16 protein-coding genes are annotated in these 17407 nt (G+C 39.6%); 12 read left to right on the top strand and 4 right to left on the bottom strand.

Going from position 1 to position 17407, the window contains the following annotated elements; translation table 11 throughout:
* Window positions 1-74: 74 nt before the first annotated feature.
* The gene (locus tag UC75_RS03755; RefSeq protein ID WP_049836742.1) at window positions 75-1394 is read right to left on the bottom strand and encodes an MFS transporter; all 1320 of its coding nucleotides are present in this window, start codon (window positions 1392-1394) and stop codon (window positions 75-77) included.
* Between the two features lie 75 nt (window positions 1395-1469).
* Window positions 1470-2459: a hydroxyacid dehydrogenase gene (locus tag UC75_RS03750; RefSeq protein WP_107881366.1), complete on the bottom strand. Its 990-nt coding sequence runs from the start codon at window positions 2457-2459 to the stop codon at window positions 1470-1472.
* Between the two features lie 199 nt (window positions 2460-2658).
* On the opposite strand from UC75_RS03750, the gene UC75_RS03745 reads away from it, so the two are divergent.
* The 3 genes from UC75_RS03745 to UC75_RS03735 all read left to right on the top strand — a co-directional run bounded on the left by UC75_RS03745 (window position 2659) and on the right by UC75_RS03735 (window position 5010).
* A complete protein-coding gene (locus UC75_RS03745) occupies window positions 2659-3336 on the top strand; it encodes an RraA family protein (protein ID WP_005305607.1) in 678 nt (225 codons plus the stop codon).
* 156 nt (window positions 3337-3492) lie between these two features.
* Window positions 3493-4761, top strand: a complete 1269-nt coding sequence (locus tag UC75_RS03740) for a DcaP family trimeric outer membrane transporter (RefSeq protein WP_049836740.1) — start codon at window positions 3493-3495, stop codon at window positions 4759-4761.
* A 60-nt stretch (window positions 4762-4821) separates the two neighbouring features.
* Window positions 4822-5010, top strand: coding sequence for a type II toxin-antitoxin system Phd/YefM family antitoxin (locus UC75_RS03735; protein WP_016138054.1), 189 nt, complete (start codon window positions 4822-4824; stop codon window positions 5008-5010).
* Here UC75_RS03735 and UC75_RS03730 read toward each other — a convergent pair.
* Window positions 5007-5924 (bottom strand): LysR family transcriptional regulator, encoded by a 918-nt coding sequence (locus UC75_RS03730; RefSeq protein ID WP_049836739.1) that lies wholly within the window; start codon window positions 5922-5924, stop codon window positions 5007-5009. The genes UC75_RS03735 and UC75_RS03730 overlap by 4 nt on opposite strands.
* Before the next feature lie 96 nt (window positions 5925-6020).
* Between UC75_RS03730 and UC75_RS03725 the strand changes: the two genes are divergently transcribed.
* The 3 genes from UC75_RS03725 (at window position 6021) to UC75_RS03715 (ending at window position 10523) form a co-directional block, all read left to right on the top strand.
* Complete coding sequence (locus UC75_RS03725; protein WP_128825128.1) at window positions 6021-7403, top strand: aspartate aminotransferase family protein; 1383 nt, start codon at window positions 6021-6023, stop codon at window positions 7401-7403.
* A gap of 54 nt (window positions 7404-7457) precedes the next feature.
* The gene (locus UC75_RS03720; protein WP_049836737.1) at window positions 7458-9023 is read left to right on the top strand and encodes a CoA-acylating methylmalonate-semialdehyde dehydrogenase; all 1566 of its coding nucleotides are present in this window, start codon (window positions 7458-7460) and stop codon (window positions 9021-9023) included.
* A 108-nt stretch (window positions 9024-9131) separates the two neighbouring features.
* Window positions 9132-10523, top strand: coding sequence for an amino acid permease (locus UC75_RS03715; protein WP_049836736.1), 1392 nt, complete (start codon window positions 9132-9134; stop codon window positions 10521-10523).
* 100 nt (window positions 10524-10623) lie between these two features.
* On the opposite strand, the gene UC75_RS03710 is transcribed toward UC75_RS03715, so the two are convergent.
* Window positions 10624-11517 carry a LysR family transcriptional regulator gene (locus tag UC75_RS03710; RefSeq protein ID WP_049836735.1) on the bottom strand — a complete coding sequence of 298 codons (894 nt, stop codon included), beginning with the start codon at window positions 11515-11517 and terminating at the stop codon, window positions 10624-10626.
* 154 nt (window positions 11518-11671) lie between these two features.
* Between UC75_RS03710 and UC75_RS03705 the strand changes: the two genes are divergently transcribed.
* The 6 genes from UC75_RS03705 to UC75_RS20070 all read left to right on the top strand — a co-directional run.
* Window positions 11672-12709, top strand: coding sequence for a cupin domain-containing protein (locus UC75_RS03705; protein WP_049836734.1), 1038 nt, complete (start codon window positions 11672-11674; stop codon window positions 12707-12709).
* A 27-nt stretch (window positions 12710-12736) separates the two neighbouring features.
* Window positions 12737-13957 (top strand): 3-hydroxybenzoate 6-monooxygenase, encoded by a 1221-nt coding sequence (locus UC75_RS03700; RefSeq protein ID WP_049836733.1) that lies wholly within the window; start codon window positions 12737-12739, stop codon window positions 13955-13957.
* On the top strand, window positions 13954-14592 hold the full coding sequence (gene maiA / locus UC75_RS03695) for a maleylacetoacetate isomerase (RefSeq protein ID WP_049836732.1): 639 nt from the start codon (window positions 13954-13956) through the stop codon (window positions 14590-14592). Before UC75_RS03700 ends, maiA begins: the two co-directional genes overlap by 4 nt.
* A gap of 31 nt (window positions 14593-14623) precedes the next feature.
* Window positions 14624-15325: a fumarylacetoacetate hydrolase family protein gene (locus UC75_RS03690; protein WP_049836731.1), complete on the top strand. Its 702-nt coding sequence runs from the start codon at window positions 14624-14626 to the stop codon at window positions 15323-15325.
* Between the two features lie 111 nt (window positions 15326-15436).
* A complete protein-coding gene (locus tag UC75_RS03685) occupies window positions 15437-16780 on the top strand; it encodes an MFS transporter (protein WP_049836730.1) in 1344 nt (447 codons plus the stop codon).
* Window positions 16781-16846: 66 nt separating this feature from the next.
* Window positions 16847-17407: OprD family outer membrane porin (locus UC75_RS20070; RefSeq protein WP_416202200.1), on the top strand; the 561-nt coding region annotated here is incomplete at its 3' end.

Raw genomic sequence — 17407 nt, 5'->3', positions numbered from 1 at the left:
ATTCGTAATTAATTCTAATATTTTAAATATAAAAAAGGGGCTCATGATTTAGCCCTTTTTTTATATATGTTTTTTTATGAAGTGCTTTGTGGTTGGCTAAACAAAACGGCTTTCTTTCTAGACATAATGAAAACCATAATAGCCGACACGAGGTTTAATGCTGCAAGTGGAAGTAAGGCGATAGCATGGCTTCCTGTTGCATCATGAATTGCGCCATAGATATTCACCATCATCCCGCCACCAATCAGGTTAGCGCATGCACCAATTGCTGCTAGGCCTGCCGCCGTTGTAGTCGGTGACATCCATGATGATGCTAAAGCCCAGAATGGACCTTTCGCAGAATAAGCACCAATTAAAACGATACTGAGTAAAAAGATTGTGCCAATAAGTGAAGACGTGAACAAAGCAATTAATAAACCAATTGAGATCATCACTAGAGCGATTGCTGTATGCCAAAGGCGTTCATTTTTACGATCTGAGCTACGACCCCAAAGAATCATGGCAATAGAAGCGATGCCATAAGGAATTGCATTCACCAAACCAATTTCGACATTACTCAAACCAAATGATTTAATTAATTGTGGTGCCCAAACACTCATTGTACTGCCGGCAGCAGAAGCACCAGAATAAATAATGATCATAACCCAAATATATTTATTCTTTAAAAGCTGCCATAGTGAAATATGACCAATCGGGGTTTTTTGTTGGCGTTCAAATTGTAGTCTTTCAACTAGCCAAGCTTTTTGTTCGCTATTGAGCCATTTTGCCTGTTCTGGTCGATCTGTGAGTACAAATAGGCAGGCGATACCCAGTAAAACAGCAGGAATACCTTCTAAAATAAATAGCCAATGCCATCCGCGCATGCCCATCCAGCCATCTAGGGATAATAAAAAACCAGATAATGGTGAACCTAGAAAGTTTGCACCTGGAATCGCCACCATAAATATTGCAATCATTCTTGCTCTATAGTTTGCAGGCAACCAATAGGTTAAATATAAAATTACGCCTGGAAAAAAACCTGCTTCGGCAGCACCCAATAGAAAACGCATGATATATAACGATGTGGAGCTTTCAACGAATGCAGTTGCTGATGATATTACCCCCCACGTCACCATAATTCGGGCAATCCATACTTTTGCTCCAAATTTTTGCATGGCGAGGTTGCTGGGTACTTCAAATAAAAAATATGCAAAGAAAAATAAGCTACTGGCAAAACCAAAAGCAGTAGCTGTTAATCCAAGGTCTTCATTCATTTGTAATGAAGCCATACCAATATTGCCACGATCAATAATGGCGATGACATAACAAAGTGTTAAAAATGGTAGTAATCGCCACGCTACCTTGCGCATCGTTTCGCGTTCTATCGCACTTGCTTGAGAATATTCTGTAGACATAAAAAAATCCTTTTTTATATTCAATATTTTAATTGTTCTCGCATCTAAAAGCTTAGAAACAATTGAGTTCCATGATTAGCTATTGAGTAACTTCCAGTTAGCGATAGCTCGTGGGTTTAACAGTTGACCATCCCAAATACTCACAATCTGTTCGAGTGCTAAGAGACCGACGCGATTACGTGAATCTGTTGTGTTTGCTCCTATGTGAGGAGTAACAACTAGATTTGGTAACTCCCATAATGGATTATCTTTTTCAGGTGGTTCTGAAGAAAAGGTATCTAAACCTGCACCAGCAATTTTATTATTTTTAAGTGCTTCAACTAATGCAGCCTGATCAATTAATTCACCACGTGCTGTATTAATTAAGATGCTTGAGCGTTTCATCTTTTCAAATTGGGCGTGAGAAAATAAGTGTCTATTCTCTGCTGTGAGTGGACAATGTAGGCTAATAATGTCGCTGGTTTCTAAGAGTTTTTCAAAGTCATGCTCTTGTTCTACGTAATCAAGCTCTGGCAGATTTTGTAGAAACGGATCGTATACTTTTACTTTCATGTTTAAGGGAGCGACTAACTTCATGAGTATGCTGCCGATTGCCCCTAAACCAATTAAGCCCAGCGTTTTTCCATATAACTCCACACCATTTGCACTTGCTTTGTCCCAATGACCTTCTCTGATTCGTTGGTCTAACCATGTGACTTGGCGAGCAACATTAAACATGAGTGCAAAAGCGTGTTCGGCAACAGATTGTGCATTTGCGCCTACGGCAATAGTGACAGGAATTTTTCGTTCAGCAGCAGCCTGAGTGTCGATTGTGTCAAAGCCAACACCATGTTTTGCAATCACTTTTAAATTATCTGAAGCAAAAATCATATCCCTAGAAAGTTTGCCTGTTCGAACAATAATTGCATCAGGTTGTTCATCATGGATGAGTTTTTCCATTTCATCTTTTGCCATGTAGGGTTCAGTTGGGATCAACTGAATATCATGGGATTGAGCATACAGTAACGCATCTGAAGTTAATGTTGGCCCCGTGATAAGAACTTTACGTTTCATTTTGACTTGCACTCCATTTAAGTATTTTGAACAAAATACGTCCTTAATAATCCATATTATTAAAACGTCATTTCAAAAAAATAGTCAATAGTAAAAATTAAATTTAAAAATAGAGTATTTTTTAGTTAAATTAAATTTAAAAATGAAATGACATTTCAAAAAAATACTGTCATATTAATTTGCACAAGAAAACTGATGTAAGGGAAAAGTTATGGCAATTGGTTTTAGAGTGCTAAAAAACGACAGAAAAGTTGAGCAAAAATGGATTGAACAATATCGAGATCTACCAGTCGCGAATGTTAGTGACTCAATGAATCGAATGACTTCAGGCGGGGCTCAGTTAAGACCAATGCATAAAAAGGGATATCTTTGTGGACCTGCCATTACAGTTAAGGCGCGTCCGGGTGACAACTTGATGTTGCACTACGCTATTGATATTGCCCAAGCGGGAGATGTCATTGTGGTTGATGCGGGCGGTGATCTAACCAATGCATTAATCGGAGAGATGATGGTTGCTTATGCCATTAAAAAAGGTATAGCCGGCATTGTTATTAATGGCGCGATTCGTGATTCGGTTGTAATTGGAGAGGGAGATTTTCCACTTTTTGCGGCAGGAGTTTCACATCGAGGACCTTATAAAGACGGACCGGGGGAAATTAATGTCCCTATCGCGATTAATGGAATGGTAATTGAACCTGGAGACTTGATTTTAGGTGATGAAGATGGGCTTTTAAGCGTGCCATATGCAGAAGTAGAAGAAGTTTATCTGAAGGCAAGTGCCAAACATGCCGCTGAACAAAAGCAATTAGATCAAATCGCCGTAGGTGAAAATGACCGTAGCTGGGTGATCAACAGCTTAAAACAAAAAGGATGTGAATTACCCGAATAAGGTCATTCAAAAATATACGAGCAGGAACGGAACTAGCGAAGTCAATGGTTGAGCTTCGTTAGCCTCTCAAAAGTTAACTCAATAATTATTAGGTCGCTAATTGAAAAATAGGAAATTTCAATTTGGTCTAGATAATTTCGTCTAAAGGAAAAGGACATGAAATATAAAGGGATTATTTATTTATCGTTATTAATGAGTATTACATTGCAGCAAGCCCAAGCTGAAAGCGAAGATAACTCAGCGCTAAATGAAAAAATAAGTAAATTACAAGCACAAATAGATTATTTGATGGAGCAGCAAAATTTAAATAAAAATAATGAATTAAACACAGCACCTGACTTGGTTCAAAACAAAACATCAGACACCGAAACGCTTGTTACGGCTGACCAAACTCAAATTAAATTTTATGGAAATATACGGGTTGATGCTGCATATGATTTTGAAGGCTCAACGCGTTCAATTGCGAATAAAACAGGGTCAATACCATTAGATAATTCAAACTCACCAAGTAAATCATTAAATGTTTCTGCTGCGACTTCCCGTATAGGAGTGGATATCGTCAAGCCGACCTCGAAAGGAGATTTGGTTGGAAAGCTAGAAGCCGATTTTATGGGAAGTGGTGGAGATAATGGTAATGGTTCGGTTCGCGTTAGACATGCTTATATTTCACTAGGAAATTGGTTGATTGGTCAAACCACTTCACCTTTTGTGAATAGTGATACAGCTCCAAGTTTGGTTGATTTTACAGGAGCGATGGGTACGGGAACTCAGCGTAATATCCAAATCCGTTATCAGCACGTTGTTGATGCCAAACAAAAATTATTAGTCGCTTTGGAAGGCGGTGATGTTGAAAATAAAAATGTAGAAGGCGGAAGCCGTTTTCCTGCATTAACCATGCGATATGAATTTAAGAATCCAGATTTCTTGGTTCAATTGCACGGAATGGTACATGAAAATCGAGCAATCTCTGATACGAATGAGGAGCAAACTAAACTTGCTTGGGGTGCAGGATTAGGCACAAAGTATAAGATTTCTGAAAACGACTCACTTGTGTTTAATTACTATCATATAGCGGGTGATAACCGTTACATGCTGTATTCAAAAGATAACGATGCGTTCTACTTTGATCAAAATCGAATGTATTTAAGTGAATTTGATTCTGTCGAGTTAGGGTATATGCGTAAATGGAATGAAAATTTACGCTCTTCTTTGTCTGCTGGTAGTCTTGTCTATAAAGATTCAAATTTTTCAGAAAATAACCCTGATCAAAATAAAAGGCTAATCAATGCAAGCGTCAATTTATTTTGGACGCCTATAGAGAAAGTCGATCTTGGTGTTGAATATACCTATGGTAAGAGAGAAACTTTTTCAGAGTTAGAAGGAAAGTTATCTCGAATCAATTTATTAGGTCGATACAATTTTTAATGTAATCACAGCCACTTTAATATCAAAGTGGCTTTCTTTTATCTGATTAGGACTAATATTGTGGAACAAATTAATTATGCAAATGCAAGATCACAATTTTCAAAAGTCATGGAAAGAGTGCTGTTAGGTTACGCCGTAAAAATTACACGAAAAGAGAAAGACTCTGTGGTTCTAATCAGTGAAAAGGCATATCTTGAATATAAAAATGCGATGTTTGAGCTTAATAAATTAAAAAACAAAGATTTTTAACTCCCAACAATCCGCTTCTCAATCATCTCCATAAAGGTTTTTAAAATAATATTGTGGTTTTTGCCTTTGTGAGTAATTAAGCAAATGGGCGTGCTGTAATGCATTTTTTCCTTTGAAACGGCTTGCATAAAACCATCTTCAACCCATTTTTTTGCATAGTGGTCGGGTAAAAAACCTAAGAATTTTCCCGTTAAAATTAGAAATGCAATTCCTTCACGGTCACTAGCTGTCGCTTTACAATCTAAAAGCTGATGCAACTTTGCTGCTTCAGGTGTGATTGCATAATTAGGAAGTACAGCTTGCCATTTTTTTAATTCATCTAAATCCATCTTGCTACATTTGCCAAATAAGGGATGGTTTTTGCCGCAATATAAAAATGAACTTTCGCTATATAAATCAAAATAGTCTAGGCCAGACAGCGGAGTCACAAGGGGAATTGCTCCCGCATGTAAACGGTTGTCTAGCACACGGCATTCAATATCTGAAAGTGTACTCATGCTAATGTTAATGATCACTTCAGAATGTTCTTCGGCAAGTTGTGCCAGCGTATTGGTAATGTAGCCGCTTGGCATGGTCACAAGGTTATTAATAATACCTATATTAAACTCGCCCTTTAGACGGTTGTGCATTTGATTGACTTTAGAGCGAAAGTCTTCGATAGAAGCAGTGAGCACTTCTATATATTCTAAAATTTCACGTCCTTCATCAGTTAATGCAAACCCTGCGCGGCCACGTTGGCATAACCGAATGCCTAAACGGTTTTCTAAATCACTCATATGCAAACTAATTGCAGAACGACTAATGCCAAGAATACTTTCGGCAGACGTAAAGCTGTGACAGTCACAAACCGTTTTAAATATTTTAAGTAATTTAATATCAAAATCAGTGACTTGATTTAATTTTTTAGGTTTCATTTAGTTTTGTTTTTTTAAATCTAAACTCAAGATAATTTGAATTTATCAAAACTATATCGCTCTGTACACTCAAAAAATAGCCTCAAAACAAGAAGAGTGATTATGTTTGATATCGACAAATTAACTGATGATGATGCAGCATCGGAAACCATTCAATCAAATGCTCAGATGAGCTTAAATTATCAAGCGCATTGGATGCCATTTTCTGCAAATCGTAATTTCCATAAAGATCCGCGCATGATCGTCGGTGCTAAAGGGTCTTATTTAATTGATAGCACTGGCCGTGAAGTCTACGACTCATTATCAGGTCTGTGGACTTGTGGTGCTGGGCATACGCTTCCTGAAATTCAGCAAGCCGTAAGTACACAGTTAGCTAAACTAGATTACTCACCAGCATTTCAGTTTGGTCATCCATTGTCGTTTCAATTGGCTGAACGAATTATTCAGCATATGCCTGAAAAATTGCAGCATGTGTTCTTTACCGACTCTGGTTCAGAATCTGCCGACACCGCAATTAAAATGGCGCGTGCCTATTGGCGAATTAAAGGCAAACCAAGCAAAACCAAGCTGATTGGGCGCGCACGTGGTTACCATGGTGTAAACGTTGCGGGAACAAGCTTAGGCGGTATTGGTGGCAACCGTAAAATGTTTGGTCAGCTTATGGATGTAGACCATTTACCGCATACCTTACAACCCGATTTAAGTTTTACCAGAGGCTGTGCTGAAACAGGTGGCGTAGAGCTTGCCAATGAAATGCTTAAGTTAATTGAGCTACATGATGCTTCGAATATTGCTGCCGTTATTGTAGAGCCAGTTTCAGGTTCGGCAGGATGTATTGTGCCGCCGACTGGTTATTTAAAGCGCTTAAGAGAAATCTGCGATCAACACGATATCTTACTTATTTTTGATGAAGTCATTACTGGTTTTGGGCGAATGGGGACTTGGACAGCTTCAGAATATTTTGACGTTACGCCAGATATTTTAAATTTTGCCAAACAAATTACCAACGGCGCTATTCCACTGGGTGGTGTGGTGGCAAGCCATGAAATTTATGATGCCTTTATGCAGCAAGATTTACCTGAACATGCGGTTGAGTTTACCCATGGCTATACATATTCGGCGCATCCTGTTGCCTGTGCGGCGGCTTTAGCGACGCTCGATGTTTTAGAGAAGAAAAATTTAATTCATCAATCGGCCGCTTTGGCTCCAAGCTTTGAAAAACTTCTACATGAATTAAAAGGAGCTCCAAATATTCTTGATATACGTAACTGCGGGCTAATTGGCGCTGTGCAATTGGCACCACGTGATGGCGATGCGACGATTCGTGGTTTTGAAATTGGAATGCAACTTTGGAAAGCGGGTTTCTATGTCCGTTTTGGCGGAGATACGCTTCAGTTTGGTCCAATGTTTAATAGCACCGAGGCAGAGTTGCAGCGACTCATGAATGCCGTGGGTGAGGCAATTTATCAAGTGAAATAACACTGATCGACTTAGAACTTAATTGGAAAAGATGAATAGACACAAGGAATAAAGATGAATACTTTAGAGAATTTTGACAGTAACACGATTGCCAATACAGACACCGATTCAAGTCAGCAAACCATTCAAGTAGTAGGGCATTTTATTGATGGTGGACTTGTCACTAAAACAACCAAGAAACAACCTGTTTATAACCCAGCGACAGGTGAGAGTACAAAAGAAGTTGCACTTGCAGATGCAGAACTGGTCAATCAAGTGGTTCAAATTGCAGAGCAGGCTTTTCCAGCATGGCGTGATACACCAGTGATTAAACGTGCGCGTGTGATGTTTAAATTTAAGCAATTACTTGAAGAAAATGCTGACAAGCTTTGCCAACTGATTGGTGAAGAACACGGAAAAATTTGCCACGATGCCAAAGGTGAATTACAACGTGGGATTGAAAATGTTGAGTATGCATGTGGTGCGCCTGAGTTTTTAAAAGGCGAATATTCAAAAAATGTGGGTCCAGATATTGATTCGTGGAGTGAGTTCCAACCGTTAGGTGTGGTTGCAGGTATTACGCCTTTTAACTTTCCTGCAATGGTTCCGTTGTGGATGTTTCCAATGGCAATCGTTTGCGGTAACTGTTTTATTTTAAAACCTTCGGAAAAAGCGCCTTCTGCTGCCTTATTTTTAGCGGAGCTTTTAAAACAAGCTGGCTTGCCTGATGGTGTTTTTAGCGTTGTAAATGGCGATAAAGAGGCGGTTGATACGTTACTACATCATCCTAAAACTCAAGCGGTTAGCTTTGTCGGTTCAACGCCTATTGCAGAGTACATATACCGTACGGCAACGGCGAGTGGAAAGCGCTGCCAAGCTTTAGGCGGAGCAAAAAATCATGCGATTATTATGCCTGATGCCGATATTGATAATGTCGTGACTTCTTTGTTAGGTGCAGCATTTGGTTCATCTGGCGAACGTTGTATGGCGTTATCAGTCGCAGTTGCAATTGGCGATGAAGTTGCCGATGTTGTGATCGAAAAATTAAAACAAGAAATGAAGCAGTTGAAGTTTGGGCACTATGCAGATGAGCGTAATGACTTCGGACCGCTCATTACGCAAGCACATAAAGACAAAGTACAAGCTTTTATTCAAAGTGCAGAGCAACAAGGTGCTAAAATTGTTGTGGATGGTCGTGATGCAAAACCGGCAGGTTATGAAAACGGTTTTTTTGTTGGGCCAACTTTAATTGACCAAGTTTCTCCAGACATGACAAGTTACCAGCAAGAAATATTTGGCCCTGTTTTACAGGTCATTCGTGTACAAACCATGCAAGATGCAATGCAACTCATTAATGACCATGAATATGGTAATGGAACGTGTATTTACACTCGTGATGGTGAGGCTGCACGTTATTTTACCAGCAATATTCAAGTTGGTATGGTTGGGGTCAATGTGCCATTACCTGTACCAGTTGCGTATCATAGCTTTGGTGGTTGGAAGCGTTCATTGTTTGGTGATTTATATGCATATGGCCCAGATGGTGTGCGTTTTTATACACGCCGTAAAACCATTACCCAACGTTGGCCTTCAACGCAGGTCCGTGAAGCCAAACAATTTGCTATGCCTACATTAAATTAATCAATAAAAGGGAAAACTCTGATTTTCCCTTTTTTGTTTCGTACAAGTTGGAGAAGTACATTTTTAAGACGGTTTTAAAATCAGTTTGTCAATTTGAAGGAATCGAATATGAACAATGATAAAACAATAAAATTAAGTGAAGGACTTTCTAATCGACATGTCACCATGATTAGTATTGGTGGTGTTATTGGTGCAGGTTTATTTGTAGGCTCTTCTGCGGCAATTGCAAAAGCAGGGCCTGCTGCCGTACTTGCTTATATAATTACAAGTATTTTAGTTTTTCTGGTCATGCGCATGCTGGGTGAAATGGCGGTAGCGCAACCTGATACAGGTTCATTTTCTACATATGCCCGTAAAGCCATCGGTCCTTGGGCAGGGTTTACCATTGGATGGTTATATTGGTGGTTTTGGGTGTTGGTGATTCCCATTGAAGCCATTGCTGGAGCTGAAGTTTTACACGCTTGGTTCCCGCAAATTTCTAGTGCCGTTTATGCATTTGCCTTTATTATTTTACTCAGTCTAGCTAACTTTTTTAGTACCAAAAGTTTTGGTGAGTTTGAGTTTTGGTTTGCACTCATTAAAGTTATTGCGATTGTAGTATTTATTATCATTGGAGCAATGGCTGTCTTTGGGATGTGGCCTTTAGCAACAAATGTCAGTGGTGTTGGCAACCTATTTTCAAATGGTGGTTTTATGCCACATGGAATGGGCGGTGTTTTATCAGCCATTTTAATCTCAGCATTTTCATTTTTTGGAATAGAAATTCTTTCTATTGCAGCGGCCGAATCTAAAAATCCAGAAGAAAAAATTAAACGTGCAACGAATTTAGTGCTTTATCGGATTATTTTATTCTTTGTTGTTTCGATTTTTCTTGCGGTTGCCTTGGTCGATTGGCGCTCACCAGATTTACAAAAATTCGGGACCTTTCAGTTTGTGTTAATGAGTCTGAATGTACCTGAAACTAAATTGATTATGGATGCCGTCGTTTTTATTGCAGTTGCAAGCTGTATGAATGCCGCAGTTTATACCTCGTCTCGAATGTTATTTGCCTTAGGTACACGCCATGAGGCACCAAGTGTTGTAACAAAGATTAATAGAGCAGGTGTGCCGACTTCAGCTGTATTTTTATCGACTTTTGTTGGTGTGATTTGCTGCGCGGTTAACTATATGTTTCCAGGCCAAGTCTTTGGATTCTTGCTATCCACCACAGGTTCAATAGCATTACTGGTCTACCTTGTAATTGCATTTTCACAACTACGTTTAAGACATAAATTGGAAAAAGAGGGCGCAGCTATATCTTTTAAAATGTGGTTGTTCCCATGGTTAACTTGGTTTGTGATTTTAGTGATTATGACTGTTTTAGGTTATATGTTCTTATCACCAACCTATAGTTATGAAACCACTTTATCTTTAGGTGTAACTTTATTGGTGGTCATTTGCGGGTTGTTTGTCACGCGAAAGCGTAAAGCAACCAGATCGGTTGCCATGAATTTAGATTAATTAAAAAAGAGTTTATAAAGACTTTGTGTAGTGAGATTTTATTCATCTATGCCAAGTCTTTTATTTTTATTAGATTTTTAACGGTGCCTGTTTAAATTTTCTATTCAGAAAAAAGTTCAAAACATACTCTTCTTAACCATTGGTTGCTTGGTGTTTGATGAACTCGTGCATGCCAATGCTGCTTTACGCTATAAGTCGGAAAAGGATAAGGTGGTTCTAAAACTTTTAAGCCACCTCTGACTAAAAGCACCTGACTTAAATAATGAGGAATGGTCGCAATCGCGTCTGTGTCTTGAACAACCAAGCCAACCCCTAAATAGCTTGGCAAACGAACCAGAATATTCCGGTTTACTCCCAGTTTTTGTAACTCATGCTCCAGCACGTAGTGTCCACCCGTTGCAAAAATATCGACATGTAGCTCTTGGCGAAATTCTTGGTCTGAAAGTGTTGTGCCTGTAAGCCTTGGGTGTTCTTTACTAGCAATACAAATATAACGTTGCTGGAAAAGTGTTTGCTGATAAAAACCTGCTTCAAGTTGAGGCAAAAAACCAATGGCTAAATCAATGTCTCCATTTGACATCATGACTGGTGTATTGGCATCAATAGGGACAATTTCTAAGCGAATATTAGGTGCATGTGCACGTAAATAATTGATCAGTTTAGGTAATAAAACCAGATGGCTAATATCAGTCATGCTGATTTTAAATTGATAATTTGAAGTCTGTGGATCAAATTCAATATTGTAGTTTTGAACCAGTTTTAGTCGGTTCAGAATTTCTACAATTAGCGGATATATTTGTTTAGATAACTCAGTAGGTTGCATCTTATTTTCAATACGGACAAAAAGTGGGTCCTGAAAATGCTCACGTAATTTATTTAACGCAATACTTAAAGTCGGTTGTCCGATTTCAAGCTGTTCAGCAGCTTTAGACACACTGCTATGTTTATAAATTTCAAAGAAAATTTGTAACAGCCGAGTATCAAGATCAAACACTTTAATTTCCTTGTATTGATTTTATCAATACAGACTATTGCTTTTTGTGCATGGATTCAACAATTTTCGATTGTTACATTGATGATCAAGGAAGAATAGGCCGTAAAAGTACAAAGCATTCTTGTACCAATTGGCCTTAAAGAGAGGATCTGAAATGGAACAGTTAGCAACGCTAGATGACTTACCGAAACGTTATCTTGGTCAACTTGAAGAGTCAAATTTAGTCCCTTTATGGCCAAGTTTACGCAATGTATTACCTCCGCATAAACCGATGCCGCAGACCGTAGCAACCGCTTGGTATTTTCAGAATATTAAACCTTTATTGCTCGAAGCAGGTGAGTTAACACCAATTGAAAAAGCTGAACGCCGTGTATTGGTTTTAGCAAATCCCGGACATGGTCTGGAAAATATGAAAGCCAGTTCGGTCATGTATCTTGGCATGCAGCTTTTATTACCAAAAGAGTGGGCGCCATCACATCGGCATACCCCAAATGCAGTGCGTCTGATTGTTGAAGGTGAAGGGGCTTATACGACGGTTGAAGGTCAAAAATGCATGATGGAGCATGGAGATTTAATCCTTACGCCATCAGGGCTTTGGCATGAACATGGACATGATGGCGATGAGCCTGTGATCTGGTTAGATGTGTTGGATTTACCTTTGGTTTATTACATGGAAGCTTCTTATGTACAACCGGGTGAAATCCAAAAAGTGACCAGTGCCGGAAATGCCCATCATTATGGAACGGGCATTGTACCAACAGCTCATTTTACCCGTGAAAATGCCTCGTATCCGATCATGCGCTATTCTTGGAAAGAAACCAAAAAAGTTTTGCATGCGCTTGCAGATGATAAAAACCATCAGGCTCCAATTCAGGTGACTTACATCAATCCTGAAACTGGTGATGACTGCCAAAATATTATTGGTTATTCGGCTTTAATGCTTAGACCAAATGAAACGTTACAGCTCCAACCGCGCTCTACTGCCCAAATTTTTCATGTGATTGACGGTCAGCTTCAAGTCAAAATTGATCAGAAAGATTTCAATTTAAATAAAGCTGATACAGCATGTACGCCATGTTTTTCTCATATTGATTTAATCAATACCTCAGATCAACCATGCTATTTGTTTATTGCAGATGAAGCGCCCTTACAACGGAAACTGGGTTTGTACTCTGTGCGTGAGCGCCAGTAAATAGAATATTTTATAAGGATATAAATCATGTCAAATACTCAACAACCGATATTAATTGCTGGTGGTGGCATTGGCGGGTTTGCAGCTGCACTCGCTTTGGCAAAACAAGGCTTTAAGGTACAGGTTTTTGAACAAGCGCCTGAAATTGGTGAGATCGGTGCAGGTATTCAACTAGGCCCGAATGCTTTTCATGCCTTTGATGCGCTAGGAATTGGTGAAATTGCTCGCAGTAAAGCAGTCTATACCGACTATATGGTTATGCATGATGCGATTGATGAATATCAGGTCGGCAAAATTCCAACCGATGAAAAATTCCGTGAACGTTTTGGTAACCCATATGCAGTGATTCACCGTGCTGATATCCATGGTTCATTGGTCGAAGGTGCAAAACAATACGGCAACTTGGAAATTATCACTAATTGTCATATTCAAAAAGTTGACCAAGATGATGCTGGCGTAACGATTACCGATCAAAATGGTAAGCAATATCATGGTCAGGCACTTATCGGTGCGGACGGGGTTAAATCTGTTGTGCGTGACACCTATGTGGGTGACCCTGCATTGGTTACAGGTCATGTGGTTTACCGTGCTGTTGTACCTGAAAGCGAGTTTCCTGAAGACTTGAAATGGAATGCAGCCAGTATTTGGGTAGGACCAAATTGTCACCTTGTACATTATCCACTACGCGGCGGAAAGGAATATAACGTTGTGGTGACGTTCCATAGCCGTGATCAAGAGCAGTGGGGTGTAACCGACGGTTCTAAAGAAGAAGTGCTGTCTTATTTTCAAGGAATTTGCCCGAAAGCCCGTCAATTGATTGAGTTACCTAAAAGCTGGCGCCGCTGGGCAACCGCAGATCGTGAACCGATTGAAACATGGACTTTTGGCCGTGTGACATTACTTGGTGATGCAGCACATCCAACCACGCAATATATGGCGCAAGGTGCATGTATGGCGATGGAAGACGCCGTAACTTTAGGTGAGGCGTTACGTGTTACCGACCATGACATTTTAAAAGCTTTTGATATCTATCAAAAAGCACGTGTGGCACGTACAGCACGTATTGTTTTGTCTTCACGTGAAATGGGCAAAATTTACCATGCCAAAGGTGTGCAACGCTTGGTTCGCAACGATTTGTGGCGTGGACGTCCTACTGAACGTTTTTATGATGCAATGGAGTGGTTATATGGTTGGAATGTCAATAACTGCCTTGATGCAGTGAAAAACTATCAAGGGAATGTGGCATGAAACTTTATAGTTTTTTCCGTAGCGGTACATCACACCGAACTCGCATTGTTTTGAACCTAAAGGGTTTGGCTTACGAAGCAACTTATATCTCGCTCGCTAAAAATGAACACCATCAAGCTGCTTTTAAAGCTTTAAATCCGCAAGGATTTGTACCCGTACTTGAAACTGAATCTGGAAACTTGTTGCAAAGTCCAGCCATTATCGAATGGCTAGAAGAACAATATCCCGAACCTGCTTTATTGCCTACAGATGCATTGGGTCGTGAAAAAGTCCGTGCCATTGCTGCTTTAGTTGGATGCGATGTTCACCCCTTAAATAACAAGCGTGTTCTTGAATATTTACGCCAAAACTTAGGGCTGGATGATGCACAAATCAATGCATGGTGTGCCAAGTGGATTCAGGATGGATTTACTGCTTTAGAGCATATTTTGGAACAAGACCAGAATCGCGAAAAGTTTTGCTATGGCAATCAACCTACCATTGCAGATGCCTATTTAGTTCCACAAGTAGTGTCTGCCGAGCGTTTTAAAGTCGATTTGTCGGCTTATCCAAACATTAATGAAATTTACCAACATTGCATGACCTTAGAAGCATTTCAAAAAGCAGCACCTGAACAGCAGGCCGATGCATTTTGAGTCGTGATTAACTTAATAGAAGGAATTTAACATGTCATTTATTTTTGAACCAATGACCACTGCGGGTCTATTTATTCACGGCTCAGAGCATAAATTTCCAGTACGCCGTGTGTATTGTGTCGGACGTAACTATGCTGCTCATGCACGTGAAATGGGTTTTGATCCAGACCGTGAACCTCCATTTTTCTTTTGTAAGCCAAATGATCTTGAGTCGATTGTTCCGGTAAATACAGATGCGGTTGATATTCCATATCCAACTGAAACTTCAAATTTTCATTATGAAATTGAGTTGGTCGTTGCAATTGGTAAAGATGCCAAAAATGTCTCAGTTGAGGATGCAGTGAACTATATCTATGGCTATGCCGTTGGTTTAGATATGACCCGCCGTGACTTACAGATGGCAATGCGTGAAAAAGGCCGCCCATGGGAAATCGGTAAGGCTTTTGATTTTTCTGCACCAGTTGGCCCAATTCATCCGATTACTCAAACGGGTGAAATCAATAATGCCGATATTCATTTAACGGTAAATGGTAAAACCGAACAGCACAGCGATGTCAGTCACCTGATTTGGTCTGTGGCCGAAACGATTGCCAATTTATCTACGCTATTTGAATTAAAAGCAGGTGATTTGATTTTTACAGGAACTCCAGAAGGCGTGGGTGCTGTAGTGAAAGGTGATGTTATGCGTGCAGACATTACTGGACTGACTGGAATTACGGTGAATGTGAAATAAATCAAATTGATCTGATTTATTGAAATAGGTGCTCAACCTAAATAAAAAATACAGTTGGGCACCTTTGCTAAGGATTGCATATACGCCAATGTATTGGCGAAAGGAGCTCTCATGTCTCAAAATTCTATAGACGTACAAAGTTTCATTGATGAAATACCGCTATCGTCTTTGCAAAAATTAATCATGTGGTTGTGTTTTTTGATTGTTGCGATTGATGGGTTTGATACCGCAGCAGTTGGATTTATTGCACCTGCTTTAAAGGCAGAATGGGGGTTGCAAGCAACCGATTTGGCACCTTTATTCGGCGCTGGCTTATTTGGACTGATGGCCGGCGCACTCATTTTTGGGCCGTTATCCGATAAATTAGGCCGTAAACCGATTTTGATTGGTTCGGTCATTATGTTTGGAATTGCCAGTGTTTTTGCCTCTTTTTCAGCAGATTTACAAACCCTGATTATTTGGAGATTTCTCACTGGTTTGGGTTTAGGTGGGGCTTTACCCAATGCAATTACTTTAACCTCTGAATATGCGCCTACTTCTCGTCGCTCTAATCTTGTAACCATGATGTTCTGTGGTTTTACAGTGGGTTCTGCTCTTGGTGGCATTTTTTCGGCTCAGCTACTTCCTCATATTGGCTGGCACGGTATTTTGCTCATTGGGGGAGTATTACCTTTAGCGACTGTACCTTTCTTATATTTTTTATTACCTGAATCTATTCGATTTTTAGTGCTTAAAAAGAAGGGTACCGAGAAAATTGAAAAAATTATTCACCGTATCGCACCGCATTTAAATAGTACTCCTACGTTGGTTCCAACAGTCAATGAAGTCGAAAAATCAAGTTTGAAAGATTTGTTTAATAAAGGCTTTGCTTTAGGCACTTTTTTGATTTGGTTTACCTTTTTTATGAGCCTTCTCATTATTTATATGATTTCAAGTTGGATGCCTACTTTACTGACCAATGAGGGCTTTAATTTATCCAACGCGTCATGGCTGACTTCAATTTTCCAAATAGGTGGAACCATTGGTGCAATTGTCTTAGGCCTGCTAATGGATAAGATGGATGCAACCAAAATTTTAAGTACAGCTTATGTTTTTGGCGGATTTTTCCTGATTTGTTTAGGGTTTGGAATTGAACAGGCAAATACAGCTTTATTGATGTTTGCCATGTTTGGGGTAGGTGTAGGAATTAGTGGCTCGCAAGTAGGAGCAAATGCTTTTGCATCTAGTTTTTATCCAACACATTGCCGTGCAACAGGGGTTAGTTGGGCCAATGCAGTAGGGCGCTCAGGGTCGATTGTGGGATCAATTATGGGTGGCTGGTTAATGTCATTAAATCTCTCCAGTTTTGAAATTTTAAGCATTTTAGCGATACCTGCATTTTGTGCCGCGGTTTCGTTGTTGCTCATTAAACGTTTAAAGAAAAATCAGTCTCAAATTTTAGTCGCTTCGAATTGAGATAAGACGATTCCACTGAACAAATATATGTCTGCGCCAAAGGATGGCGCAGACAATAATTAAAGGATGATTTGTTTCATGAAATATTTAAAAACACCATATTTAAAGTTTTCTGCTCTTTTATTTATCTGTAGTGGTCATTCATTGTTGTGGGCAGCAGATACCACTCAACAAAGCGAAGATGAATGGAAGTTCACGCTAAAGAATGCCTATATCAACCGTAATTTTGATAATGATGCACTCAAAGATACGGGTAGCTGGTCTCAGGCAGCGTCATTATTTTATAAATCGAAAATGCATGATACTCCGCTGCAAATTGCAGACAAACCCATCACCATTGGGGCTGATGCTTCTGTTCAATACGCTGTACGTCTAAGTTCAGATAAACATGTTGCTGACACGGTCTTACCTTTTAATAAGGAAACACAATCTCAAGCATCCGACTTTTTAAAATACGGCGCGACTTTAAAACTGGGCTATGACAAAACCTTGCTGAGTGTCGGTGAACTCTGGTTAGACCTACCTGTAACGGCTGTGGATGCCAGCCGACAATTACTTGCCTCTTATTGGGGAACCAATCTAAAGTCGCAACTTTCAGATCAGCTTTATGCTGAAATTGGTCGAGTG

Source organism: Acinetobacter sp. V2 (genome assembly GCF_001188385.1).
GTDB lineage: Bacteria > Pseudomonadota > Gammaproteobacteria > Pseudomonadales > Moraxellaceae > Acinetobacter > Acinetobacter oleivorans.
The sequence above is the reverse complement of the archived record's forward strand: the minus strand, read 5'-3'. Positions and strand labels throughout refer to the sequence as shown.